This window comes from Streptomyces sp. NBRC 110611, from assembly GCF_001590865.1.
Classification (GTDB): domain Bacteria; phylum Actinomycetota; class Actinomycetes; order Streptomycetales; family Streptomycetaceae; genus Streptomyces.
On sequence record NZ_BBUY01000001.1, the window covers coordinates 557554 to 583598 of the forward strand.

Annotated in this window: 19 protein-coding genes and 1 pseudogene; 5 read left to right on the forward strand and 15 right to left on the reverse strand. The window is 71.0% G+C overall.

The features are described from left to right. The first annotated feature begins 355 nt into the window (after positions 1-355). The 3 genes from AZE13_RS02450 to AZE13_RS02460 all read left to right on the forward strand — a co-directional run bounded on the left by AZE13_RS02450 (position 356) and on the right by AZE13_RS02460 (position 4474). Positions 356-1690: a PhoH family protein gene (locus AZE13_RS02450; RefSeq protein ID WP_066926278.1), complete on the forward strand. Its 1335-nt coding sequence runs from the start codon at positions 356-358 to the stop codon at positions 1688-1690. 412 nt (positions 1691-2102) lie between these two features. Then, positions 2103-2801 carry a transglycosylase SLT domain-containing protein gene (locus AZE13_RS02455; protein ID WP_066926281.1) on the forward strand — a complete coding sequence of 233 codons (699 nt, stop codon included), beginning with the start codon at positions 2103-2105 and terminating at the stop codon, positions 2799-2801. A 119-nt stretch (positions 2802-2920) separates the two neighbouring features. Beyond that, positions 2921-4474 carry an AI-2E family transporter gene (locus tag AZE13_RS02460; RefSeq protein WP_066926283.1) on the forward strand — a complete coding sequence of 518 codons (1554 nt, stop codon included), beginning with the start codon at positions 2921-2923 and terminating at the stop codon, positions 4472-4474. A 98-nt stretch (positions 4475-4572) separates the two neighbouring features. On the opposite strand, the gene AZE13_RS02465 is transcribed toward AZE13_RS02460, so the two are convergent. Next, positions 4573-5106, reverse strand: coding sequence for an alkyl hydroperoxide reductase (locus AZE13_RS02465; RefSeq protein WP_066926286.1), 534 nt, complete (start codon positions 5104-5106; stop codon positions 4573-4575). 5 nt (positions 5107-5111) lie between these two features. Further along, positions 5112-5666 (reverse strand): peroxiredoxin, encoded by a 555-nt coding sequence (locus AZE13_RS02470; protein ID WP_066926289.1) that lies wholly within the window; start codon positions 5664-5666, stop codon positions 5112-5114. Positions 5667-5806: 140 nt separating this feature from the next. Here AZE13_RS02470 and AZE13_RS02475 point away from each other — a divergent pair, with 140 nt between their 5' ends. Then, entirely contained in the window at positions 5807-6763 is a 957-nt protein-coding gene (locus AZE13_RS02475) for a hydrogen peroxide-inducible genes activator (RefSeq protein ID WP_066926292.1), read from the forward strand. Between the two features lie 6 nt (positions 6764-6769). Here the strand turns inward: AZE13_RS02475 and AZE13_RS38945 are convergent, their stop codons facing one another. From AZE13_RS38945 to AZE13_RS02515, 8 genes are all read right to left on the reverse strand, one after another. Further along, the gene (locus AZE13_RS38945; protein ID WP_079123685.1) at positions 6770-7207 is read right to left on the reverse strand and encodes a Uma2 family endonuclease; all 438 of its coding nucleotides are present in this window, start codon (positions 7205-7207) and stop codon (positions 6770-6772) included. Between the two features lie 63 nt (positions 7208-7270). After that, positions 7271-9727, reverse strand: coding sequence for an FtsX-like permease family protein (locus AZE13_RS02485; protein ID WP_079123629.1), 2457 nt, complete (start codon positions 9725-9727; stop codon positions 7271-7273). Next, positions 9724-10413, reverse strand: a complete 690-nt coding sequence (locus AZE13_RS02490; protein ID WP_066926298.1) for an ABC transporter ATP-binding protein — start codon at positions 10411-10413, stop codon at positions 9724-9726. Before AZE13_RS02490 ends, AZE13_RS02485 begins: the two co-directional genes overlap by 4 nt. Further along, the gene (locus tag AZE13_RS02495; protein ID WP_066926301.1) at positions 10410-10934 is read right to left on the reverse strand and encodes a PadR family transcriptional regulator; all 525 of its coding nucleotides are present in this window, start codon (positions 10932-10934) and stop codon (positions 10410-10412) included. The genes AZE13_RS02490 and AZE13_RS02495 overlap by 4 nt, the downstream gene beginning before the upstream one ends. Before the next feature lie 319 nt (positions 10935-11253). Further along, a complete protein-coding gene (locus AZE13_RS02500) occupies positions 11254-13638 on the reverse strand; it encodes an FtsX-like permease family protein (RefSeq protein ID WP_066926304.1) in 2385 nt (794 codons plus the stop codon). Continuing rightward, on the reverse strand, positions 13635-14321 hold the full coding sequence (locus AZE13_RS02505) for an ABC transporter ATP-binding protein (RefSeq protein ID WP_066926307.1): 687 nt from the start codon (positions 14319-14321) through the stop codon (positions 13635-13637). The genes AZE13_RS02500 and AZE13_RS02505 overlap by 4 nt, the downstream gene beginning before the upstream one ends. Before the next feature lie 262 nt (positions 14322-14583). Continuing rightward, positions 14584-14862: a hypothetical protein gene (locus AZE13_RS02510; RefSeq protein ID WP_066926312.1), complete on the reverse strand. Its 279-nt coding sequence runs from the start codon at positions 14860-14862 to the stop codon at positions 14584-14586. Positions 14863-14872: 10 nt separating this feature from the next. Next, positions 14873-15829, reverse strand: coding sequence for an SPFH domain-containing protein (locus AZE13_RS02515; protein ID WP_066927164.1), 957 nt, complete (start codon positions 15827-15829; stop codon positions 14873-14875). A 308-nt stretch (positions 15830-16137) separates the two neighbouring features. Here AZE13_RS02515 and AZE13_RS02520 point away from each other — a divergent pair, with 308 nt between their 5' ends. Further along, positions 16138-18465: a transglycosylase domain-containing protein gene (locus AZE13_RS02520; RefSeq protein WP_066926315.1), complete on the forward strand. Its 2328-nt coding sequence runs from the start codon at positions 16138-16140 to the stop codon at positions 18463-18465. Positions 18466-18608: 143 nt separating this feature from the next. Here the strand turns inward: AZE13_RS02520 and AZE13_RS02525 are convergent, their stop codons facing one another. The 5 genes and pseudogenes from AZE13_RS02525 to AZE13_RS02545 all read right to left on the reverse strand — a co-directional run bounded on the left by AZE13_RS02525 (position 18609) and on the right by AZE13_RS02545 (position 26023). After that, complete coding sequence (locus tag AZE13_RS02525; RefSeq protein ID WP_066926317.1) at positions 18609-20072, reverse strand: catalase; 1464 nt, start codon at positions 20070-20072, stop codon at positions 18609-18611. Positions 20073-20289: 217 nt separating this feature from the next. Continuing rightward, positions 20290-22318: pseudogene (locus tag AZE13_RS02530) on the reverse strand (SpoIIE family protein phosphatase). Positions 22319-22813: 495 nt separating this feature from the next. Next, positions 22814-23497 (reverse strand): class I SAM-dependent DNA methyltransferase, encoded by a 684-nt coding sequence (locus AZE13_RS02535; protein WP_066926318.1) that lies wholly within the window; start codon positions 23495-23497, stop codon positions 22814-22816. Between the two features lie 227 nt (positions 23498-23724). Continuing rightward, positions 23725-24495, reverse strand: coding sequence for a DUF402 domain-containing protein (locus AZE13_RS02540; protein ID WP_107288219.1), 771 nt, complete (start codon positions 24493-24495; stop codon positions 23725-23727). 133 nt (positions 24496-24628) lie between these two features. Further along, positions 24629-26023, reverse strand: coding sequence for a class II fumarate hydratase (locus AZE13_RS02545; RefSeq protein WP_066926320.1), 1395 nt, complete (start codon positions 26021-26023; stop codon positions 24629-24631). Positions 26024-26045 lie beyond the last annotated feature (22 nt).

The following is a 26045-nucleotide window of genomic DNA, read 5'->3' on the forward strand; positions in this document are numbered from 1 at the left end:
CGCCACGGCGGGAAAGCCAAAAGCGTGGGAGGGCAGCCAAGCGCTGCGGAACGGTGGGAATGCCGACAACGCGGGAAGGGAATACCCCTGGCAGGTCGGCGTCCGGAACAAGCCATCGGGCGCCGCATCTCAGCGGACGGCATGGGGCCGTCCGCCCGGGAGGCCCTTTGCACATCACGGACATCCGTGCGGACCGCACGGGCGACGCGAGGGGCCGGTGCTCGGCCCGTGCATCGGGGCCCGGCCCGGTCCGGTCAGGAGATGGCCGGGGGTCCCGGGGGGCCACGCCCCTTGGGAGCACACCGCCCCGCGACGCCGTCGCACCCCAACCTCATCCGAGGGGGTTCGTCCACCCGTGGTGAACAGCAAGCAGCGCCGTGATAGCGACCGGCGTACGTATGTCCTCGACACCAGTGTGCTGCTGGCGGATCCAGGAGCCATGGCCCGCTTCGACGAGCACGAGGTCGTGCTGCCGGTCGTGGTGGTCACGGAGTTGGAGGCCAAGCGGCACCATCCGGAGCTCGGCTACTTCGCCCGGAAGGCGCTACGCCTCCTGGACGAGTACCGGGTGCGGTTCGGGCGGCTGGACGCGCCCCTTCCGATCGGAGAGCTCGGCGGGACACTCCGGGTCGAACTCAACCATTCCGACCCGGGCGTGCTGCCGGCCGCGTTCCTGAACGGGCACCGGCTCGGTGACAACGACTCACGGATCCTCGCGGTCGCGCGCAACCTCCAGGCGGAGGGGCTCGACGTCACCGTCGTCTCCAAGGATCTGCCGATGCGCATCAAGGCGTCCTCGGTCGGCCTGCTGGCCGAGGAGTACCGCGCCGAACTGGCCATCACGGACTCCGGCTGGACCGGTATGGCCGAACTGACCGTGCCCGCCGAGCAGGTCGACGAGCTCTTCGCCGCCGAGACCGCGAACGTACCCGGCGCCTCCGAACTTCCGGTCCATACCGGACTTGTGCTGCAGTCCGAGCGCGGCAAGGCGCTCGGCCGGGTCACCGCCGAGGGCGCGGTCCGGCTGGTGCGGGGCGACCGGGAGGCCTTCGGCATCCACGGCCGCAGTGCCGAGCAGCGGATCGCGCTGGACCTGCTGCTCGACCCCGACGTCGGCATCGTCTCGATGGGCGGACGGGCCGGTACGGGCAAGTCGGCACTGGCGCTGTGCGCGGGCCTGGAGGCCGTACTGGAGCGCCGGCAGCACCGCAAGGTGATGGTGTTCCGCCCGCTGTACGCCGTCGGCGGGCAGGAGCTGGGCTATCTGCCGGGCAGCGAGGCGGAGAAGATGAGCCCCTGGGCGCAGGCGGTCTTCGACACCCTGTCCGCGGTGACCACCAAGGACGTCATCGAAGAGGTGGTGGAGCGCGGCATGTTGGAGGTACTGCCGCTGACCCACATCCGAGGGCGGTCGCTGCACGACGCGTTCGTCATCGTGGACGAGGCCCAGTCGTTGGAACGGAACGTCCTTCTGACTGTTCTGTCCCGCATTGGGGCCAACTCCCGAGTTGTTCTGACGCATGATGTCGCACAACGCGACAATCTCCGGGTCGGGCGGTACGACGGAGTAGTCGCGGTCGTTGAGAAACTGAAGGGACACCCGCTCTTTGCGCACGTCACCCTGAACCGCTCGGAGCGGTCACCGATCGCCGCACTGGTGACCGAAATGCTGGAGGACGGCAGGATCTGACCGGTTGTAGGTGTGCAGGGGCGCCGCCCGGCGAAGCGCAGGAGCATAGCCGGGCGGCGTCGTGCTGTGGGGCGATATCCGAAATTCCCCCCGGGTAAACGGGGTGTGAGCTTTCACACCCGGATCGGAATTGATTCCCGGTGTGTCGTTCGGGCAGAGTCTGGGTCCTGTCAGGCCCCGCATACGGCAGCACAAGCACCCCCAGCGGTGCGGAACGAACTGAACTTCATAGCGAGTCGCCGTGTGCCGCCCGAGCACCACGCGGACCCCGAGGGGGACGTACCGGGCCAGTGCCTCCCGTGACCAGCCGGACCCGTCCGCTCAACAGGGCCCGGAACAAGGGGAGACCAGCGCCAGGGGCACGATTGCGTCCGCGAGGTCACCTATGCGGGCGATGCTGGAAGGAAAACGTGTGAGCCGGATTTCGGTCCGGGGATTCGCCGTGGCATCCGCCACCGCGGTCACCACCGTCGGCGCCGTCGTCGGTGTCGCCGCGGGACAGCCCTCCTCGGTAGGCAACACCGAGGCCGCGGCTGCCGACGCGACGATCGCCGATATCCCCGCAGGCGCTCAGGCACAGGTGCAGACGGCTTCGCTGACGCAGCAGGCGGACGACCAGTCCGCCCAGGCGGACACGGCGGCCCTCAAGTCCGCGCAGGAAGCCGCCCGCAAGGCTGCCGCGGAGACCGCACAGAGCAAGAAGGACGCCGCGGACGAGGCCAAGGCGAAGAAGGAAGCCGAGGAGCGCAAGAAGGAAGAGCTGGCCGCGTCCCGCTCCTCCGCGCGTGACGTCGGCGACCTGCTCGGCAAGAGCTCGTACACGATCGCCGAGACGCAGGCCATCGCACGCCAGATGATCCCCGGCGACCAGTTCCAGTGCTTCAGCAACATAGTGGACCACGAGTCCAGCTGGAATTACCGCGCCAGCAACGCCTCCTCGGGTGCCTACGGGCTCGTCCAGGCACTGCCCGGCTCCAAGATGGCCTCGGCCGGTGCCGACTGGCAGACGAACCCGGCGACCCAGATCAAGTGGGGCCTCAACTACATGAACGACCGCTACGGCAGCCCCTGCGGCGCCTGGTCGTTCTGGCAGGCCAACAGCTGGTACTAGGCCGCACCACCGCGCTCCCCGAAACCCCCGAACGCGACGGCGTCGGGGGTTTCGCTCGTCCGGCACAGGTAACGTCGTGCCGTCGGAGTGTGGCGCGTGGGAGGAGAAGAGGAACGGCCATGTCCAGATTGCCTCAGTGGGTCGGCGGTATCGGCGCCGGTCTGACGCGTCTCTCGCAGCGGCTGGAGGAACAGCGCCGCCGCGCGGAGGCCGCGGCGGCGGCGAATGACCCGGTAGAGCTGAGGCGTGCCGGACACGCCGAGGCGTCGGCGGTCGACGGCTCGGTGAACGGTTCGTCTGCCGTCCCCGCGGGGGGCGCCGCGGTGAGCGGCTCCCCGGTGGGCACGCTCACCGCCACCCGTATGTCGTATCAGTTGCCGGAGGCGGGGGACGGCGTACCGCACCCCTCGGCGGACGGGGAGCACCCGCACGCGCAGTCGCGGGAGCGGGCGGCCGCCGCCGCACGCCCGCCGGAGTCCGTGCCCGCACCCCCGGACTACGCCCCGGCCGTCATGGCCCGTCCCGATCCGGTCGCCGCCGTGCCATGGGGGGTACGGGTCGCCGCCGAGGTGGGCTGGCGGCTGCTGGTGCTGGCCGCCACGCTCTGGGTGCTGGCGAAGGTCATCACCGCCATCGAGCTGGTCGTCCTGTCCTTCACCGTGGCGATGCTGATCACCGCGCTGCTGCAGCCCACTGTGGGCTGGCTGCGCCGTCGCGGGCTGCCGCGCGGGCCGGCCACCGCACTGACCTTCATCGGCGGCTTCGTCATCCTGGGCCTGGTCGGCTGGTTCGTCGTCTGGCAGGTCCAGGACAACGTCGACTCGGTCTCCAGCCGGGTCCAGGAAGGCATCACCGAACTCAAGGGCTGGCTGCTGCGGAGCCCGTTCCATGTGACCGAGAGCCAGATCAACGGCATCGCCAAGAACCTGCAGGACGCCATCGGCGCCAACACCGAGGCGATCACCTCGGCCGGGCTGGAGGGCGTCACCGTCGTCCTGGAGGTCTTCACCGGCATCCTGCTGGCGATGTTCACCACGCTCTTCCTGCTCTACGACGGCCGGCGGATCTGGGAGTGGCTGCTCAAGCTCGTACCGGGCGCGGCCCGGGAGGGCGTGGCGGGGGCCGGACCCCGGGCCTGGCGGACCCTGACCGCCTACGTACGCGGCACGGTCATCGTGGCGTTGATCGACGCCATCTTCATCGGCATCGGCCTGTACTTCCTCAACGTGCCGCTGGCCGTTCCGCTCGCCGTCTTCATCTTCCTGTTCGCCTTCATCCCCCTGATCGGCGCGGTGGTGTCGGGCGCGCTGGCGTGCGTCGTCGCGCTGGTCACCCAGGGCGTGTTCCCGGCGCTGATGGTGCTGGCGGTCGTGCTGGCCGTCCAGCAGATCGAGGGGCACGTCCTCCAGCCGTTCATCCTGGGGCGGGCGGTCCGGGTGCACCCGCTGGCGGTGATCCTCTCGGTCGCCGCGGGCGGCCTGATCGCCGGCATCGGCGGCGCGGTCGTCGCGGTCCCGCTGGTGGCGGTCACCAACACCGTCGTCGGCTATCTGCGCGCCTACTCCAGGGAACAGGCCCTGCGGATGTCGGTCGCTCCCCGCGGCGCCACCGCCCTCGACGTCGCTCCGACCCTTCCGCCGTCGGCCCACGCGGACCCATCGGACAGGCCCTAGGGCCTGTTACGTGCGGATACACACGGAACCCCGCAGACGTGGTGGTCTGCGGGGTTCCGTTTTTTGAGCCTGTGCGGGCCCGTGGGCGTTGCCTCGGGTTACTCCGAGAGGGTGGCCTCGGCGTCCAGGGTGGCGCCGACGGCCTGGAGGACGGCCGAGATCTTGACGGCCTCCAGGATCGTCTCGCGCTCCACACCGGCCTTGCGGAGTACCTGCTCGTGGGAGTCCAGGCACATGCCACAGCCGTTGATCGCCGACACGGCCAGCGACCAGAGCTCGAAGTCGACCTTGTCCACGCCCGGGTTGCCGATGACGTTCATCCGCAGACCGGCGCGCAGGTTGCCGTACTCCGGGTCCGACAGCAGGTGCCGGGTCCGGTAGAAGACGTTGTTCATCGCCATGATGGCGGCGGCCGACTTGGCGGCGGCGTAGGCCTCGGGGGAGAGGTTCGCCTTCGCCTCGGGCTCCAGCTCACGCAGCACCTTCGGCGAGCGCGAGGCGATCGCGCAGGCGAGCACCGTGCCCCACAGCTGCTGCTGCGGCAGGTCGCTGTTGCCGATCACCGAACCGAGGTTCAGTCGCAGGTCCTTGGCGTAGTCCGGAACCGCGGACTTCAGGTCATCGAGAGCCATGGGTGTCACTCACCAGCCAGCAGGGCGACCGGGTCGAGGGTCTCGTCACCCTTGCTCCAGTTGCACGGGCACAGCTCGTCCGTCTGGAGCGCGTCGAGGACCCGGAGGACCTCCTTGGGGTTACGGCCGACGGAGCCGGCGGTCACCATGGTGAACTGGATCTCGTTGTTCGGGTCGACGATGAAGACCGCACGCTGCGCGAAGCCGTCCTCGCCCTCGATGCCGAGCGCGCGCATGAGCTCGTGCTTCGAGTCGGCCAGCATCGGGAAGGGCAGGTCGGTCAGGTCCGGGTGGTCCTTGCGCCAGGCGTGGTGCACGAACTCGGAGTCACCGGAGAAGCCGAGGATCTGGGCGTCACGGTCGGCGAACTCGTCGTTCAGCTTGCCGAAGGCCGCGATCTCGGTCGGGCACACGAAGGTGAAGTCCTTGGGCCAGGCGAAGACGACCTTCCACTTGCCCTCGTAGGTCTTGTGGTCGATCTGCTCGAATTCCTTGCCCTTCTCCAGGGAGACACAGGCAGTCAGGTCGAACTCGGGGAACTTGTCACCGACAGTGAGCACACGCTCTCCTTGTTGCGCAGAAAGCCCCTTGTGGGGACTTTCGGACTTTCTCTGAGGCTTGGACGAGTTACACCGTGCCACAGGAGGCATTGATCAGGGAAATAGCTAGACTGGTTGATGTTGATCGGAGGTGGTTATCAGTGGCCTCACCAGCCAGTGGCGGACGAGCCCGCCAGCCCAGCCTCGCCCAGCTGCGCGCCTTCGCCGCGGTGGCCGAGCATCTGCACTTCCGCGAGGCGGCGGCCGAGATCGGTATGAGCCAGCCCGCACTGTCCGGCGCGGTCTCCGCGCTGGAGGAGACGCTCGGGGTGCAGCTCCTGGAGCGTACGACGCGCAAGGTGCTGCTCTCGCCGGCGGGGGAGCGGGTGGCGGCTCGCGCCCGTACGGTCCTGGAGGCCGTCGGCGATCTGATGGAGGAGGCGGAGGCGGCCCGGGCCCCCTTCACGGGCGTGCTGCGCCTCGGCGTCATCCCGACCGTCGCGCCCTACCTCCTGCCGGCCGTCCTGCGGCTGGTCCACGACGCGTACCCCGCCCTCGACCTCCAGGTGCACGAGGAGCAGACCGCCTCGCTCCTGGACGGCCTGGCGCACGGCCGGCTCGACCTGCTCCTCCTGGCCGTGCCCCTCGGCATCCCTCAGGTCACCGAACTCCCCCTCTTCGACGAGGACTTCGTCCTGGTCGCCCCCAAGGACCACTGGCTCGGCGGCCGCGGTGACATCCCCCGCGAGGCGCTGCGGGAACTTGACCTGCTCCTGCTCGACGAGGGGCACTGCCTGCGCGACCAGGCCCTGGACGTCTGCCGGGAGGCGGGCAGGGACGAGAACGCCCCTATGACGACCAGCGCGGCGGGGCTGTCCACCCTGGTGCAGTTGGTGGCGGGCGGGCTGGGGGTGACCCTGCTGCCGCGTACCGCGCTACGTGTGGAAACCAGCCGCAACGACCAGCTCACCACCGGCTACTTCGCGGATCCGGCCCCGTCGCGGAGAATCGCCCTCGCCATGCGCACGGGCGCCGCGCGCCAGGCGGAGTTCGAGGAGTTCGCGGCGGCGCTGCGGAGGGCGTTCGGGGGGTTGCCGGTGCGGGTGGTGAAGGGGTGAGGAGCGTCAGGGGCGGGCGGCTTCGAGGATCGCCCCGACGTCGAGGGTGACCTCGGCGCCGAGGGATGCGGGGAGTGTGATGCGCTGGCCCGGGGCGTGGACGTGGTGGTTGCGGTATGTGCCGCCGCACGGGTCGGTGAGGACATGGATGCGGTCGTCGCGGCGGTTGACGATGACGTAAACCGGGATCTCGGCACTGGCGTAGGCGGAGACCTTTGAACGGAGTTCGTTGCCGTTACGTTGTGCAGGTCCGCTTCGCCGAACAGGCGCAGGAGATCGGTCAGCACCAGCGCATGCGACACATTCGGGATCGGCGTCACGCTGATCTCGCCGAAGAGGACCTCGAAGCGGATGCCCGGCAGGTGGTCCATGAACCAGTCGACTTCGTCGAGCAGGGTGGGCGGGTGGGGCGGCACAGGTGACTCCTGACGGTGGTGGCGTCAGGGCATCGTCACCGGGTGGGGAGCCGGGCGGTGGGGGAAAGGCGAGCCTTCACCCGATAGTGGATCACTCCGTACGAAGCCCCTCCGGGCGCATCATGCGCCACAGCGGCGGAAGGCTCAGGGCGGTGACGAAGAGGATCACCCCGCCGCCGATGGCGGTCATCGCCGCGACCACCGGCCAGTCGACGATCACCGCGCTCTCGATCATGGAGAGCAGCAGGGAGCCCAGTGCCAGGCCGCAGGCCAGCGCGAGGGCCAGGCCGAGGGCGACCGGGACGGCGGTCTGCCAGAGCACCGACCAGCCCAGGGTGGCGCGGCGGGTGCCGTAGGCGTCGAGGACGGACAGCAGGCGGCGGCGTTCGTAGAGCTGCTCGACGGTGGTGATGATCAGGCCCGCGCCGATCAGCAGCAGGGTGATCACCGAGCCGATGAACAGCGCGTTGCGGACGCCGCCCAGCTGCGCGTCATGGGGGTTGTCGACGACGGAGAACTCCCGCATCGGCGGGGCGAAGCGAGCGGCGGTGTTGCGGATGTACTCGACCGCGTCGGGGGTGTTCCGGTCGAAGTCGACCCTGAGCTGTGCGGTGGGGTCGGAGAGCCGGGCGAGGTTGACCGCGGAGGGGGTGAGCAGCAGGTCGTACCCGTCGAGGCCGGGGCCGTACCCGGGGTGGTGCAGCCGGGCGTCACGGGCGGTCCCGGGGATCTTCCAGGGGCGGGGCGCCACCGGCTTCTCGTCGTACTCCGGGGCGTTGAGGTCGAGGGTGAAGCCGGGCGCCAGGGCGGGGTCCCGGGCCGGGATGTTGGTGCTGAGGAAGACATCGCCGTCGCGGCAGGAGGGCAGGTCGGCGAGGCGGCGCAGTTCGGCGCAGCTGCCGACGGCGAGCGAGGTGTGCGGGGAAGCGGCCGGGTCCCGGCCGGGGGCGGGCATCCGTCCGGCCCAGGACTCGATGGTGCCGCGGGCGGACGTCACGCCGGGGGTGGTACGCAGGTCGGCGAGCGCGCGCTGGGCCTGCGGCCAGTCCCTGGTGCTGCCCCACAGCGTGAGCTGCGGCAGCTTGCCGGACTCCGCGTACGACTGGGCGTAACCGGCCTGCATCCCGGTCATCAGCATGTGGATGGCGATGGCGCCGGCCACCGCGACGGTGATGCCGCCGACCGCGCGGGTGGCCGAGGCGCTGCTCAACTGGAGCCTGCGGACGGCCAGTTGCCAGGGCACCGGGCCGCCGCGCAGCCGGCCCACCACCGCGTCCACCAGCCAGGGCAGCAGCGCGGTGACGCCGAACAGCAGCAGCATCGAGCCGGCCGCCAGCCGGATGGTGTTCAGCGGGGTGTCGCTCCACGGCTGCTCCCAGGCGAGCGGGACCAGCAGCAGGATGCCCGTGGCGGGCAGCACGAGCCGCCACCACAGCCGGCGGCGGACGGCCGGGCGGGCGCGGACGATGCCCAGCGGCTCGACCGTGACGCCGCGCTGCGCGAACAGCGTCACCAGCACCGCAGCGGCCGGGACGAGCAGCCCGATCAGCGCGGCGGCGACCGGCCCCGGCGTCACGTCGGCGGAGAAGACGTTGATGTCCCAGAGGGTGACCAGCGGGGCGAGCTGCCGGATACCGAGGAACAGCGCGCCGCCGCCGAGGAGGCCCAGCAGCGAGCCGAACAGCGCCTCGCCGGAGGCGATCCGGCGGGTGGTCCGGACGTCGGCGCCGACCAGGCGCAGCGCGGCCAGCCGGCGCTCGCGGCGCTCGTTGCCGAAGCGTACGGACGTCCCGATGAAGACCATCACCGGCATCATCAGCGCTACACAGGTCATGGTCACCAGGAGCACGACCGGCGTCCCCAGCCGGTCCGGCTCCCAGTCGCGGTGGCCGAAGCGGCTGATGTGGTAGCCGCTGGTCAGGCTGGCGTTCTGGGCGAAGTAGGTGAGCTCCCGTGGGCCGAGCAGGCCGGCGTCACCGATGGTGCCGGCGACGGTGTAGTCGAGGCGGTCGCGGAGCAGGGCGCCTTGGGGGGAGTCGAGGAGCTCCTTGAGGGCCGGTGAGACCAGCATCCGCCCCGGGCCGGGGAGGTGGGCCACGCCCGGGGGCAGCGGCGGGTGCGCACCGTCGGGACGCACCACCCGGCCGCGGATCGGGGCGCCGTGGTAGGCGGTGTCGGCCGAGGCGTAGCGCAGGGTGGTGTCGCCGGGGCGGGGCTCATGCTTCTGGCCGAGGTTCTCGCGGGCCTGCTCCCGGCCGTGCCGCGCGTCCATCAGGGTCGGTACGGACGCGCCGATGAGCAGTACGGCCACGCCCAGGGCGACGCCGACGGCGGTCAGTGCCGTACGGATCCAGCCCTCGCGGCCACCGCCGGCCGCGAACCGCATCCCCATCGCCAGGTCGCGGGCCCACGCGGCGGGGCCGGTGCGCGGGGCGGCGGGCGGGCTGCCGTACGCCGGGGCGGGGTGCGTGCGCTGCTCGCCGATGCCGCCGCCGATGCCGCCGGCGCCGTCGGAACCGGCGTCGGCGGGCGAGCGGAGCGGGTTCATATCAAGCCCGCCATCATGTCCTTCACCTTGCCGTCGCGGACGACGATCTCGCGGTCGGAGTAGGCGGCCACCCGGGCCTCATGGGTGACCAGCACGACCGCGGCGCTGGTGTCCCGGGCGGCGTCGGTGAGCAGGGTCAGCACCCGCTCGCCGTTGAGGGAGTCCAGGGCGCCGGTCGGCTCGTCGGCGAAGACCACCCGCGGCCGGGTGACCAGCGCGCGGGCGACCGCGATCCGCTGTCCCTGCCCGCCGGAGAGCTCACCGGGCCGCCGGCCGCGTACGCCGTCGACCTCCAGCCGCTCCAGCCACTCGCGGGCCTGCGCCTCGGCGGCCTTGCGCCTGGTGCCGTTCAGCCGCAGCGGCAGTGCGACGTTCTCCAGCGCGGTCAGCTCCGGGACGAGCTGGCCGAACTGGAAGACGAAGCCGAAGTCGGTCCGGCGCAGCGCGCTCCGCTGGGCGTCGCTCAGGTCGGTGAGGGTGTGCGGGCCGTAGCGGACGGTGCCGGAGTCGGGGCTGATGATGCCGGCCAGGCAGTGCAGCAGGGTCGACTTGCCGGAGCCGGACGGGCCCATGACGGCGACCACCTCGCCGGGGTGGATGGAGAACTCCACACCGTCCAGCGCGGGCGTGGGGCCGTACGCCTTGTGCAGCCCCTCCGCGGCGAGCAGGGATCCTTCCGGTGTCATGGGCGGACCGTCTCCGCCAGTTTGTCGAGGCGGGCGGCGGTCAGCTCCAGCCAGCGCAGATCGGCTTCGAGGTGGAACAGGGCGTGGTCGCAGATCAGCTGGTCGGCGAGGTCGCCGGAGCGCTTGCGCTCGGTCAGTCCGCGCATCAGCCGCAGGTGCTCGGTGCGCTGGGTGTCCAGCAGCTCGGCGGCGTTGCGGTCGGTCATCAGCGCCAGCACCACCTTGGTGTAGAGCGTCGACTGCAGATACGGCTCGGGCTTCTCCGGACGGGCCAGCCACTGCTCGACGTCGGTGATGCCGGCGTCCGTGATCGCGTACCGCTTGCGCTCCGGGCCGGCGCCGGCCTCCACGCCGTCCACCTCGACCAGGCCGTTCTTCAGCAGCCGGGACATCGTCGAGTAGACCTGCCCGTAGTGCAGCGGGCGGTCGTGGCCGAAGTGCTCGTCGAAGGCCCGCTTGAGGTCGTAGCCGTGGCGGGGGCCGGACTCCAGGAGGCCCAGGAGCGTATGACCGATTGACATGCCGACCACCTTACTCGGGGCTCTAACGCTGGTGTATACACGTGGTGAATAGGGGGAGCCCCGGGGCCGTCGGACGCCGGCCCCGGGGCGTGGCACGCGGTCGGGTGAGCACTCCGTACCCGCCCGTACCCGCGGCGTACGTCAGGGCCTGTGTCGGAAGTCCCGCCTGCCCCGCGGCGCCCGGCACGGCACCTCGCCGCGTTGTCGGGCTCGCCCCGATACGCCCAGTATCGGGACGACCCTCCGCCTTGCGATGCACCGCACCGGACGCCGCGGGGCCCGCCCTCCGGGCGGACGACGGGACTTCCGACGCAGGCCCTCACTCCGTCCGCAGTCCGTCCGGGCGCATCATCCGCCACAGCGGCGGCAGGCTCAGCAGCGTGACCACCAGCACCAGCCCGGCACCGGTCCCGACCAGCGGCCAGACCACCGACCAGTCCATGCCGGTACGGCCCACCATGCGCAGCAGGACGTACGCCAGGCCCAGGCCGCCGGCGACGGCCAGGGCGAGCCCCAGGCCGACGGGGAGCGCGGTCTGCCACAGGACCGACCAGCCCAGCGTGGCCCGGCGGGTGCCGAAGGCCACCAGGACGGACAGCAGCCGACGGCGCTCGCGCAGCTGCTCCAGCGTCGTGACGAGCAGACTGGCCGCGATCAGCGCCATGGTCGCGAGGGAGGCGATCATCAGGCCCCGGCTCACGCTCGCGAACCGCTTGTCGGTCGACGTGTCGTTGATCGTGTAGACATTGGCTCCCGGGTCGATCCGGGCGGCCGTGTTGCGGGCGTACTCGGCGGCATCCGGGACGCTCCGGTCGAGCTGCACCATCGCCTCGGCCGTCGGGTACTGCAGCTGTGCGACGTCGACCGCGGACGGGGTGGCGAACAGGCCGCTCAGGGTCCCGCCGTGCGGATCGGGCCGGGCCTCGACCGTGCGGAGCGCCGTGGGGACGGTCCACTGCCGCGGCCGCTTCCCGGAGGTGCCGTCCGGCCGGCCCGCGTCGAGGTCCACGCGGGCTCCGGGGCGGAGGAACGCATCGGAATCGGGTCCGTCGGGGGCGGGGTCGGCGCCCTTCACGAGGAAGACCTCGCCGTCCTTGCAGGAGTCCGCCTTCGTCAGCTCGCGCAGGGTGGTGCAGCTGCCGACCGAGAGCATGGCGCTCGGCGGGTACTCCGCGCCCTTGTCCGGCGGGCCGGGGCGGGTGACCGACGAGCGGACGCTGGCGATCACGCCGCGCACGCCCTTGGTGGCGTGGAACTCGTCGATCATCCGCTGGGCGGCGCCGCCGTCCCGGGTGGGCTGCATCACCATCAGCTGCGCCCGGCTCGAGTCCTGCCCGGTCGCCTTGACGTAGTCGGCCGACGCGGACGAGAAGAGCATCTGGAGCGCGATGGCCCCGGCCACCGCGACGGTGATGCCGCTGACCGCGCGGGCCGCGCTGCCGCTGCTCAACTGGAGTCTGCGGACGGCCAGTTGCCAGGGGACCGGGCCGCCCTTCAGGCGCCCCACGACCGCTTCGACCAGCCACGGCAGCAGCATGACGACGCCCAGCAGCACCAGTGCCGCTCCGCTGGAGATCTGGTACGCGTTGACGTCCCGGGTCTCGTTGTCGACGGTGCCGTACGCCACCAGCAGCGCCACACCGATGGCGGGAACCGGCAGCCGCCACCACAGCCGGCGGCGCCGGGTGGCGGCGCTGCGGACGACGCCCAGCGGCTCGATGGTCACCCCGCGCAGGGCGAGCAGCGTCACGCCGACGGCCGCGGCCGGGACGGCCAGCGCGATCAGCGCGGCCAGCGCCGGAATCGGGGTCAGGTCGGTGGGGAAGACACTGGCGCCGTGGTACTCGACGAGCTCGGCGAGCGGCCGCCCGGCCAGGAACAGGACGGCGCCCACGGCCAGCCCCAGCACCGAGCCGAGCAGCGCTTCCCCGGCGGCGATCCGCCGGGTGGTGCGGGCGTCGGCGCCGATCAGGCGCAGCGCGGCCAGCCGCCGGTCGCGGCGCTCGCCGCCGAAGCGCACGGCGGTGGCGATGAAGATGGCCACCGGCATCAGCAGGACCACACAGCCGACGATGACCAGCACCAGCAGGACGGGATCCACCCGTGCGGACTCCGGTTCCCCGCCGAAGCCGGTGATGCGCAGGGCGCCGTCCTCGGGCGTGACGCGGTCGCTGCCCGCGTAGTACAGCTGCTCGTTCGGCCCCATCAGGCCCGCGTCGCCGATGGTGCCCACGATCCGGTAGGGCAGCCGCTCGCGCAGCAGTCCCGAGTCCGGGGCCTGGAGCAGCTCCTTCAGGGCGGGGGAGACCACCATCTCGCCGGGGCCGGGGATCTTGGCCACGCCGGGCGGCAGCGGCGGCCGGCTGCCGTCCGGGCGCAGCAGCATCCCCTCGATACCGGTGCCGCGGAAGTCGGTGCCGGTGCGCTGGACGGCGACGGTCGTGGCGGAGGGCTTGAGTTCCCCCTCCGAGTCCCCGGAGCCCGCGGCGTCCCCGGAGTCCGCGGGGGACGTGATCATGCGGGCGATACTGCGTTCGTTGCGCTGGTCCTGCATCGTCGGAATGGAGGCGGCGCCCAGCAGCAGGGCCACCCCGAGCCCGACGCCGAGCGCGGTCAGGGCCGTACGGACCCAGCCCTCGCGCCCGCCGCCCGCGGCGAAGCGCATGCCCATCGCCAGGTCACGGATCCAGATGGCGGGCCTCATATCGCGGCCAGCCTCTCCCGCGCCTTGCCGTCGCGGACGGTGACCTCGCGGTCGGAGTACGCGGCGACGCGGGTTTCGTGGGTGACCAGGACGACGGCGGCCCGGGTCTCGCGGGCGGCGTCGGTCAGCAGTGTCATGACGCGTTCGCCGTTGAGGGAGTCGAGGGCGCCGGTGGGTTCGTCGGCGAAGACGACGCGGGGGTTGCCCACGAGGGCGCGGGCGACGGCGACGCGCTGGCCCTGTCCGCCGGAGACCTCACCGGGCCGCTGGCCGCGTACGCCGTCGACCTCCAGGCGCGTCAGCCACTCCAGGGCGCGCTCCTCGGCCTCCTTGCGCCGGACGCCGCTCAGGCGCAGCGGCAGCGCGACGTTCTCCAGGCAGCTCAGCTCCGGGACGAGCTGGCCGAACTGGAAGACGAAGCCGAAGTCGGCCCGGCGCAGGGCGCTCCGCTCGGCGTCGTTCATCGCGGTGAGTTCGTGGCGGCCGTAGCGGACGGTGCCGGAGTCGGGGCTGATGATGCCGGCCAGGCAGTGCAGCAGGGTCGACTTGCCGGAGCCGGACGGGCCCATGACGGCGACCACCTCACCGGCGTGGACCGAGAAGTCCGCACCGTCCAGGGCTGGTGTGGGTCCGTACGCCTTGTGCAGCGCGTCGGCTTCGAGCAGGGAACCGGCCGGGGTCATCGGCGGGCCTCCGGGAGTGCGGGCAGGGGGCATCGCCCTGCGGTGGCTATGGGCATGCCGAGCACTCTACATGAGGTGTATACCTGCGATGTATAGACGGGGTTTCTAGATGGGGGCGGGGTTCCGGCGGTGGGGCGTGGGATGCAGCGGCAGGAACGCGGCTGGGGCCTGTCCGATGGGTCGCCGCGGGCCCACGCGGACCCACCGGACAGGCCCTAGGCCGTGTCTTGTGGATCAGTCCGGCTGACCCAATAGACACGGCCTAGGCGCGCCCCTCGTCCTGGGGCGGGACCTTGGGCGGGCGGCCCCGTCGGGGGATCGCCCCCGCGCCCCGGGGGAGCCGCCCCGCGTCGGACAGTGCCTTGCGGAGCAGGAACTCGATCTGGGCGTTGGCGCTGCGGAGCTCGTCGTCGGCCCAGCGGGCCAGGGCGTCATGGATCAACGGGTCCAGCCGCAGCAGCACCTGCTTGCGCTGCTGCGGCCGTCGCGCGGGGGGCCGTCCGCTCGTGGCGTCGGCCCCCTCGGGGGGCTCCGTGCTCATCGGTGGGGGCTCACTGGTAGAGGGAGCCGGTGTTGAGGACCGGCTGCGCGGCCCGGTCGCCGCACAGCACCACCATCAGATTGCTGACCATGGACGCCTTGCGCTCCTCGTCCAGCTCGACGATGCCCTGTTCGCTGATCCGCTCCAGCGCCTGCTCGACCATGCCGACCGCGCCCTCGACGATCTGCTGGCGGGCCGCCACCACCGCACCGGCCTGCTGGCGCTGGAGCATCGCGGAGGCGATCTCGGGGGCGTAGGCGAGGTGGCTGAAGCGGGTCTCGATGATCTGGACGCCGGCCGCCTGGACCCGGGCGGTCAGCTCCACGGCGAGCTTCTCGGTGATCTCCTCGGCGTTGCCGCGCAGCGACAGACCGTCCTCGTCGTGGGCGTCATAGGGGTACTCGATGGCGATGTGCCGGACGGCCGCCTCGGTCTGGGTGGCGACGAACTCCAGGAAGTCGTCGACCTCGAAGAGCGCCTGGGCGGTGTCCTGGACCTTCCAGACCACGATCGCGGCCAGCTCGATCGGGTTGCCGTAGGCGTCGTTGACCTTGAGGACCGCGGTCTCGTGGTTGCGCACCCGGGTGGAGATCTTCCGGGCCGAGGTCAGCGGGTTGACCCAGCGCAGGCCGTCGGTGCGGATGGTGCCGACGTACCGCCCGAAGAGCTGGATGACCCGCGCCTCGCCGGGCGCGACCATCTTCACGCCGGTCATGCAGAAGAGCGAGCCGATCAGCAGCAGGATGCCGACGATGACCATCGGCACGGCGACCGCGTTGTTGCCGCGGTCGCCGAGGACGGCGGCGACGATGAACATGCCGATGCCCACCGCCACGCCGAGCACGGTCAGCAGCAGGGCGAGTCCGCCCGGGATGCTGTGCGCCGGCTTCTCCCGGACCTGGGGGGTCGGCATCTCGGGGACGTCTCCGGGCCCGGTGGTGCGCTCGGCTGGTGTCTGATCGGTCATCGGTTCCCCGTTTCTCCCGGTGCGGTCCGTGATGTCCACCGCATTCCATGCTTTCGCTGGTCAAGCAAAGTGATAGCACTTTAACCGTCGGCCGGCCGTCCGTCCAGCCCCCGCGCGAAGGCCGGATCGTGGTAAGCGCGCAGGTGAGGCGAGGGCGACGCGGAATACCCACCCCGGGGTTCCGCTCTCCCCGGGTGCTGTTTGTCACGTCGGCAAAAGCCGCGATCGATGAGTAATCGCCGACAGATGCGGTGTTAGCTTCAACAGCTGAGTTAGCTGGGGGCGGAACGACTGGAGTTGCTGGAGCGATGGGCCGAGCGGAAGCAAGACGGGCGCGGCAGGGGAGCGCCCGCCGGGCCAAACAGGCCACGAAACGGACGAAACAGCCTGGGAAGAAGTCCGGCATACGTCGCTTCTTCACCTGGAAGAAGCTCCTGGGAGCCTTCCTCGGGGTGTGCCTCCTGGGCATCCTCGGCTTCGTCGGCCTGTACCTGACGGTGGACGTGCCCAAGGTCGGCAACGAGGACGCCACCCTGCAGAGCAACATCTACCGGTACTCGGACGGCACGATCATGGCCCGCAGGGGCGAGGTGAACCGCGAGACCGTCGCCCTGGACAAGATCCCCGAGAAGGTCCAGCACGCCTTCGTCGCCGCCGAGAACAAGACCTTCTACACCGACTCCGGCGTCGACCTGAAGGGCACCGCCCGCGGCATCCTCAACACCCTCATGGGCAAGGGCAAGCAGGGCGGTTCGACGATCACGCAGCAGTACGTGAAGAACTACTACCTCACCCAGGAGCAGACGGTCAGCCGCAAGCTCCAGGAGATCGTGATCTCGCTCAAGGCCGACAACAAGTACGACAAGGACGACATCCTCGCCGGCTACCTCAACACCAGCTTCTACGGGCGCAACGCCTACGGCATCCAGGCCGCGGCGCACGCGTACTACGGCGTCGACGTCGACAAGCTGACCGTCTCCCAGGGCGCCTACCTCGCCGCCCTGCTCCAGGCGCCGAACCAGTACGACTGGGACATCGCCAGTGAGGCCGGCAGGAAGCGCGTCCAGGAGCGCTGGGCGTACGCGCTCGACAACATGGTCGAGATGGGCTGGCTGACGCCCGAGGAGCGCAAGACCCAGAAGTTCCAGATACCGATCAAGACCAAGCCCGACCCCGGGCTGAAGGGTCAGAGCGGCTACCTGATCAAGGCGGCCAAGGACGAGCTGATCAGCAAGGGCGTCGACGCCAAGCTCCTCGCCAGGGGCGGCTATGACATCACCCTGGGCATCGACCGGAAGAAGCAGCAGGCGCTGGAGAAGTCGGTCAAGGAGCAGTTCACCGACGAGCTCGACCCCGACAAGCGCAAGGTCGACCGGGACGCCCAGCTCGGCGCGACCTCGGTCGACCCGAAGACCGGCCACATCGTGGCCATGTACGGCGGCGCCGGCTACACCCAGCACTACCTGAACAACGCCCAGCGCGAGGACTACCAGGCCGCGTCCACCTTCAAGCCGCTGATCCTCGCCGCCGCGATGGAGGGCAACGCGGTGACCCAGGACGGGCGGTTGATCACCCCGAACACGATCTACAACGGTGACAACAAGCGCCCCGTGAAGGGCAGCACCATCCCGTACGCCCCGGAGAACGAGGACCACGTCGACTACGGGCAGATCAGCGTCCAGAAGGCGACCGAGAAGTCCGTCAACAGCGTCTTCGCGCAGATGGGCGTGGACGCCGGGCTGGGCAACGTCAAGAAGCTCGCGGGCCGGCTCGGCATGACCGAGAAGAAGATCGACGCCACGCCCGCCATGTCCCTCGGCTCGATGGGCGCCAGTACCCAGCAGATGGCCGGTGTCTACGCGGCGTTCGCCAACCACGGCAAGGTCGTCGCCCCGGCTCTGGTCGTCGAGGCCAAGCGCACCACCCAGGACAACGTCGAGGAGAAGGTCCAGCTCAAGGACCCGATCGGCGAGCAGGTACTGGACCGCAAGACCGCCGACACGATGACGTCCGTGCTGACCGGTGTGGTCAACGAGGGCGGCACCGGCCGGCGGGTGGTCGACGCCGCCACCGACATCGCGGGCAAGACCGGTACCTCCGACGACAACAAGTCCGCGTGGTTCGTGGGCTACACGCCCAAGCTCGTCACCGCGGTCGGTATTTTCGGCGAGGGCGCCAAGGGCAGCCAGGTCAAGCTCTACGGCGTGGGCGGTAAGGAGCGTATCGACGGCGGTTACTTCCCGGCCCTGGTCTGGTCCGACTACACCCAGTCCGCGCTGGGCTCGGACGCCGACGCCGAGTTCGAGTTGGAAACCAACCTCGGCGCCGGGGTGGCACCCCCGCCCACCACGCCGTCGAAGCCGACCCACACCCCGTCGACGCCCCCGACGCCGACCCGGACGCCGAGCAGCACCCCGTCCCCGACCCGGACGCCGAGCAGCAGCCCGCCGAGCCCGCCCCCGTCCCCGAGCCGGACGCCGAGCAGCAGCCCACCCGTCCCGCCGACCGGTGGCACCGAGGGCGGCACGGACAGCGGCGGCACCAGCTCCGGAACGACCGGTGGCGGTGACGGCGGAACCGGCGGCCAGAGCACCGGCGGCCAGGGCGGCAGCGACAGCCTGCCGAATGTCGGCTGAGACCGGCGCCCCCGCCCGGTACTGAGACAGCCGAAGGCGCCCGGAGCAGATCCGCTCCGGGCGCCTTCGCACATCGTGCGCCGGGTAGCGCCGGCGGACGCCTAGCCCCCGCTAGGGCAGGAGCAGCCCCCACCCACGGACGCCTAGCCCCCGTTCACCTTCTTGGCGATCCGGTCGCCGATGTTCTTGTCGATATTGCGCCAGTACTGCAGCGCGCGCTCCAGCACCGGCGCGCTGACGCCGTTGAGCAGATGGCCGGAGACGTTGTCGACCAGGCGGTCGCGGGCGGCGTCGTCGAGGACGTTGCGGACCATGGTGCCCGGCTGGCCCCAGTCGTCGTCGTCCCGGCGCAGCGTGTAGGCGTTACGGACCATCTCGCCCGCGGTCTCCCAGCCGGCGGCCGGGTCGAACTGGTCGGCGCCGGCGGCCGGCCCGCCGTAGGAGTTCGGTGCATACGGCCGGCCCGTCCGAGCCGGGTCGAAGCGCATCGGGCCGTCCTTGGCGTACGAGTGCACCGGCACATGCGGCCGGTTCGGCGGTAGCTGGGCGTAGTTCGGGCCGATGCGGTACCGGTGGGTGTCCGGGTAGGAGAAGATCCGGCCCAGCAGCATCTTGTCCGGCGAGACGCTGACGCCCGGAATCAGGTTCGCGGGCTCGAACGCGGCCTGCTCGATGTGGATGAAGTAGTCGTCGGGGTTCTGGTTGAGGGTCATCCGGCCGACCTCGATCAGCGGGTAGTCGCCGTGCGGCCACACCTTGGTCAGGTCGAACGGGTTGAAGTGATAGTCCGCCGCGTCCTCGAAGGGCATGATCTGCACATACAGCGTCCAGGACGGGTGGTTGCCGCCCTCGATCGCCTCGTACAGATCGCGCCGGTGGATGTCGGCGTCGGTGCCGGCGAGCCGGTCGGCCTCCTCCTGGGTGAGGAAGTCGATCCCCTGGTCGGTCTTGAAGTGGTACTTGACCCAGAAGCGCTCACCGCCCTCGTTGATCCACATGTAGGTGTGGGAGCCGTAGCCGTTCATGTGGCGGTACGTCTTGGGGATGCCGCGGTCGCCCATCAGCCATGTGACCATGTGCGCGGACTCCGGGGACAGCGTCCAGAAGTCCCACTGCATGTCGTTGTCGCGCAGGCCGTTGTCCGGCCGCCGCTTCTGGGAGCGGATGAAGTCCTGGAACTTGATCGTGTCGCGGACGAAGAAGATCGGGGTGTTGTTGCCGACGAGGTCGTAGTTGCCGACCTCCGTGTAGAACTTGAGCGCGAAACCGCGCGGGTCGCGCCAGGTGTCCGGGCTGCCCTGCTCACCGGCCACGGTCGAGAACCGGGCCAGCATGTCGGTCTTCTTGCCGGGCTGGAAGACGATCGCCTTGGTGAACTGGCTGACGTCGTGGGTGACCTCGAAGGTGCCGTACGCGCCCGCTCCCTTCGCGTGCACCACCCGCTCGGGGACCCGTTCGCGGTTGAACTGGGCCATCTTCTCGATCAGGTAGTGGTCGTGCAGGAGGATCGGGCCGTCGCGGCCGACGGTGAGCGAGTGCTCGTCGCTGTCCACCGGGACCCCGGCGTTGTTCGTCGTACGCGGCACATCGTGGGCGGTGCTGGTCATCGGAGGAATTCCTCCCATTTCGACAGGCGTGGACGGGATGCAAGGGGATAGGGCGATGGGATAATAAGTCCCTTTTGTCCACCCAAGCAGTCAACGCCTCCGACGGCATGTCGGCAAGAGTTGGACCCCATCTGGTCTCAGACGGGGTCCAATATGTGGGACGGGTTATGGGGGACGGGGTTATGTGGGACGAGCAGGGGAGGCGGCGCGCCCGGCGTCAGCGGCGCGGCGCCCCCGACGGCATGGTCAGCTCGAACCAGACGACCTTGCCCATGCTCAGACGGGTCGCGCCCCAGCGCCGGGCCATCCGGTTGACGAGGTACAGGCCCCGCCCGCCCTCGTCCGACGGCCGCGCCTGACGCAGCCGCGGCAGCTGCGGAACGTCGTCCCCGACCTCGCAGCGCAGTACGTCCGTGCGCAGCAACCGCAGCGTGATCGGCCGCTCCGCATACCGCACCGCATTCGTCACCACCTCGCTGACCAGCAGCTCCAGCTGGTCGCTCAGCTCCTCCAGACCCCAGCGGGCCAGCGCCCGCCGGGCCAGCCGGCGCGCCTGCCGGGCCGTCTCCGCCTTCGGGTCCAGATACCAGTACGCGACATCGCTCGGCGCGATCCCGTCGAACCGGGCCGCCAGCAGTGCGATGTCGTCATCGCGGTCGCCGGGCCCCAGCATGTCCAGCACCTCGTCGCACAGCGGCTCCAGCGGCGGCGGGTTGGGGCCGGTCAGCCGGGCCGTCTCCGCCAGCCGCTCCCGCAGCTGCTCGATACCGGTCCACACGTCCCGGATCCGCGACTCGACCAGACCGTCGGTGTACAGCACCAGCGTGGCGCCCTCCGGGGCGTCCAGCTCCACCGCCTCGAAGTCCACCCCGCCGACCCCGATCGGCGCCCCCGACGGCACCCGCAGCACCTCGGCGCGCCCGCCGCGGTGCAGCATCACCGGCGGCGGATGCCCCGCGTTGGCGATCGTGATCCGGTGCGCCACCGGGTCGTACACCGCGTACATGCAGGTCGCCATGCGGTCCGTGCCCAGCCGCTGGGCCTGCTCGTCGAGGTGGTGCAGTACCTCCTGCGGCGGCAGGTCGAGCCCCGCCAGGGTCTGTGCGGTGGTCCGCAGCTGGCCCATGATCGCCGCCGAGGTCATCGAGTGACCCATGACGTCGCCGACCACCAGCGCCACCCGGCTGCCCGGCAGCGGAATCGCGTCGTACCAGTCGCCGCCGACCCGGGCCGTCTCGGCGGCCGGCAGATACCGGCTGGCCAGCCGCACCCCGGTGGGCTGCGGCACCGATCACCCGCCGACGGCCCCGCAGCGGCGCCAGGATCACCCGGTGCCCGCCGGGCAGCCGCGGATCCGGCCCCAGCAGCTCCGGCAGCGCGGTACGCGCCGCCTGCGCCTCACCGAACAGCGGCCGGACGCCCCGCAGCACCTCCGCCAGCGGACCGCCCGGCCGCACCTCGGCCAGCTCCGCCGCGCTGCCGCCCATCGCCGGCCCGAGGTCCGGCTGTGCGGGCAGTACGGGCAGCCGCACGCCGTTGGTGTCCGGCTCCTCCGGGATCCGGTCGGTGCGCCGCAGCCGCAGCACCACCGGCCCGGTCGGCCGCTCGTCGCCCACCGGCAGCGGATCCCGCAGGTACACCAGGATCGCGTCGGCGAACGTCGGCACCGTGGCCCGGCACAGGCCCAGCACGATCTCGTCCAGGTCGATACCCCGGGCGATCCGCCGGGTCGCCGCCCCGATGAACCGCAGCCGGTCCCCGCCCGCCTGCCGGGCCGCCGCCACCTCGGCGCTCTCGCCCGGATGCGCCGAGCGCGCCGGAGGCGGCGGCAGCGGGGCGGACGACAGGCCCTCCGGAGGACCGGCGGGTGCCGGCACCTGGGCCCCGGCACTCCCGCCGCGCGTCCGTCCCGCGTCCTCGTTCCGTGTCCGCCCGGCGTCCTCGTTCCGTGTCCGTCCGGGGCCCTCGTTGTTCCGGGACCGGCCGGTGCCGCCCTCGCCCGCCGGCGCCTGCCCCGGAACCCCCGGGCCCGGCTCGCCGCCGTGCGGCCGCGACCGCTGGACGTCCTCCTCCCGCGCCCGGCCGACGCCGCCGCCGGGCGGGTGCGGACGCTGCCCGCGGTGCGGCTCCTCGCCGGGATCGGGCGCCTCGACGCGGTTCACCGCACCCTGCGCCATCCGCCGCCCGGCCCGGGCCGACTCCCGCCCCGCCTCCGGCACGCCGCCCGGCCGCCCGCTCGCCGGCATGGCCACCTCCCCGTGTGAGTCACCGCCGTACGTGCTCCCGTAGGCCTCGCCGTACGGAAGGGCGGCATCGTCGCGAGCCGCACCGTGGTCCGCGGGCGGCTCGGCACCGGTGTGGTCCGCCTGATCCGCACGGTCCGCGTGCTGCCCGGCACGGCCGGCCGGCGGGCCCGCCGAGGCCGTGACGGCGGCACCCGCCAGGCCGAGGTCGTCACCGCCGCGCACCGCGAAGCCGCTGCCGGGCGACGGGGCGAACCCGGTCGCGCCCGGCTGCTGCCGCAGGGCACTGCGCGGGTCGGGGACCGCGCCGAGCGGCGCCGTCCCGCCCGGTCCCCGCGCGGGGGACGCCGAGGGCGCGGCGGTCGATGCCGACCGCCGCGATTCGTGGGAGGTGGGGTGCTCCGTCACGCGTGGGATTCCATCCGTCCGGGGCTGCGCGCCCGACACGCCGCGTTCCGGGCGCGTCGCCCGTACGGGGCGCGCCCGACGCGCTGCGTCTCAGGCGCGTCGCAGGTGCAGAAAGAGCTGGATCTCGGGTGGTACGTCCGTACTCGCCGGGGCATATGCGTACGCGTCCTCCCCGACGACGTCGAATCCCGCGTCGCACACGACCCGGCGCAGGTCGTCCCGCAGGTAACCCGATACCCGGATCGAGTTGCCCAGGAACGGAATCGTGAAGTCGTCCACATCCGCCTCGACCATCGACAGGGCCAGCAGCCCCTCAGGACGTAGCAGATCATGCAGCAGGGCCAGTGCGTAAGGGATTTCCGCACGGGGCAGCATCAGCAGGGAGAAAAAAGCCGCTATTCCGTCGAAAGAGCCGGGGCCGCCGAGCCGGCCGCCGCGCAGATCGGCGAGATCCAGTCGGTGGAACTCGGCTCCCGGAGCATTGTCGCGGGCCAGCTTCACCATCGAAGGGGAGAGATCGATCCCCACGACGCGGTGCCCGGCCTCCGACAGTTGACGGGCCGTCGGCAGGCCCGTACCGCACCCGACGTCGAGTATCCGCGAGCCGGCGGGCAGCGCACCGGCCAGCCAGGCGCCCGAAGCGAGCTGGCCCTCCTTGTGCGGGAAGGCGTCGTCGTACCGGTCGCCGATCGCGTCGAACGCCTCGGCCTGCCCGGCCCGGTCCAGCGCTAACCGGCTCAGGCCCTCATATGCGTCGTAGCTAGTCGCCCTCACGACCTCGCTCCTCCTGCGACCGCCGGCCGCGGCCAAGCTCGTTTTTCCGTTCTGGAGTTGCGCCTGTGCAGTCTTGCGGAGGACGATCCTACGTTTGAAGACCCATGGCGCAGCAAGGGGGCTCGGCCCCGCTTCCCCCGGCGGGAAACAGCGTCACCCATAGGCGCACCTTTCCATGGTTCGCCTCCTTCACTCCCCCTTCACTCCCCCCGTTTCACTTCACACCCTCACGACCGCAAACGATCCGGTGCGCGGTCCCAGCCCTCCGGCAGCTGTGGGATGCCCCAGGCCGGATCCGGCCGCCAGTCCTCCCAGCCGTCCACGAACGGGCTCCGCCAGGCCGTGATCTGTGCGATCGCGGCCCGGCCGGCGGACCTGACCTCGGCGGCCTGGGCCGGCGACATCAGTCCGTCCTGCTGCGCCTGCGCGAACTCGTCCTCGTCCCGCCACTCCCAGCGCCGGTCCGGGTAGACGCAGATGTCGAGAAAGTGGTCCTCGGAGTCGATCCCGCCGGCCCAACGGCGGCGCGGCTCCTCCAGATTGACGTACCAGTTCTTGAACTGCCACCCGCGCTCCCAGAACAACCACACCGACCAGGGATCGCCGGGCCGCGCCAGCTTCAGCACACCCGCCCCGAACCACTCGCCGCGGGTGGTCCGGCGGGGCTTGGTGTAGCGGGTGGACAGCGGCTCGCGGTGCACGGGCGTACCGTCGGCCAGCACCGGACGGATACACGGGGTGCCGGGTGCCATCCACACCACGAGCAGCTCCTCGGTGTCCTGCACCACCGTCATCGGCCGGCAGATGTGGAACTGCCGCCGGTCGGCGTTGTCCCGATAGCGCCACAGAATGTGCTCCCCCACGACCCAGCGCCCGTCCGCCGTACCGCCCTCCGCCGTACCGGCGGCTTCCTCCACGTCCCCCGATTCCCCAGATTCCCCCGATTCAGCCGATTCCGCCGTGCTGCCTTCCGCTGTGCCCACCATGTCCGCTGTCATGAGCGAATTTTAGTGGCGCCCCAAGACGCGCGCCGTGATATGGACCGCACCCACCGTTACGAGCGGGATAACGCGCCCCCACCGCGCTGTTACGGCTTGGTGGAGGCGCGTGCGTACGCCCGTACGTACTTACTTACGGCCGCGTCATCCGCAGCACATCCAGCGCCGCGTCCAACTGCTCCTCGGTCAGCAGCCCGCGCTCCATATACCCGCCCTCGACGACCACCTGACGGATCGTCTTCCGCTCGGCGAGCGACCGCTTCGCCACCTTCGCCGCCTCCTCGTACCCGAGGTACTTGTTCAGCGGTGTCACCACCGACGGCGACGACTCCGCGTACTCCCGGGCCCGTTCCGTATTCGCGGTGATCCCGTCGACCGTACGGTCCGCCAGCAGCCGCGCCACATTCCCGAGCAGCCGAATGGACTCCAGCACATTCCGCGCGATGACCGGCAGCATCACATTCAGTTCGAAATTGCCGGACGCCCCCGCCGCCGCCACCGTCGCATCATTTCCGGTGACCTGCGCCGCCACCATCAGCACCGCCTCCGGAATCACCGGGTTGACCTTCCCCGGCATGATCGACGACCCCGGCTGGAGGTCGGGCAGGTTGATCTCGGCCAAGCCCGTCCGCGGTCCGGAAGCCATCCACCGCAGGTCATTCGCGATCTTCGTCAGCGCCACCGCGATCGTCCGCAGCTGCCCGCTGGTCTCGACGATCCCGTCCCGCGCCCCCTGCGCCTCGAAGTGGTTGCGCGCCTCCGTCAGCGGCAGCCCGGTCGCCCGCGCCACTTCGGTGATCACCGCAACCGAGAACCCCGGCGGCGTATTGATCCCCGTCCCCACCGCTGTACCGCCCAGCGGCAACTCCGCCAGCCGCGGCAACGAACTCCGCAGCCGCTCGACGCCGTACCGCACCTGCGCCGCGTACCCCCCGAACTCCTGCCCCAACGTCACCGGCGTCGCATCCATCAAATGCGTCCGCCCCGACTTCACGACCCCCGCGAATTCCTCGGCCTTCCGCTCCAGCGCCTCCGCCAGATGCTCCAGCGCGGGAATCAGGTCGTGAAGAACGGCCGAAGTCGCCGCGATATGAATCGACGACGGAAACACATCATTCGACGACTGACTCGCATTGACATGGTCGTTCGGATGCACAGCCCGCCCCAGCCGCTCACCGGCCAGCGTCGCGATGACCTCATTGGTATTCATGTTCGACGACGTCCCGGACCCCGTCTGGAACACGTCTACGGGGAAATGCTCGTCCCAGTGTCCTCCCGCTACCTCCGCGGCCGCCTCTTGGATCGCCCCGGCAATGTCCTCGTCCAGCACCCCCAGCTCGGCGTTGACCTTGGCGGCCGCCCCCTTGATACGCGCCAGCGCCTCGATGTGCGCCCGCTCCAGCCGCTGCCCGGAGATCGGGAAGTTCTCCACCGCCCGCTGCGTCTGCGCCCGCCACTTCGCATGCGCGGGGACGCGCACCTCACCCATGGAGTCGTGCTCGATCCTGAAGTCACCGTTTTCGCTCATGCTTATGACAGTGCACGCGACC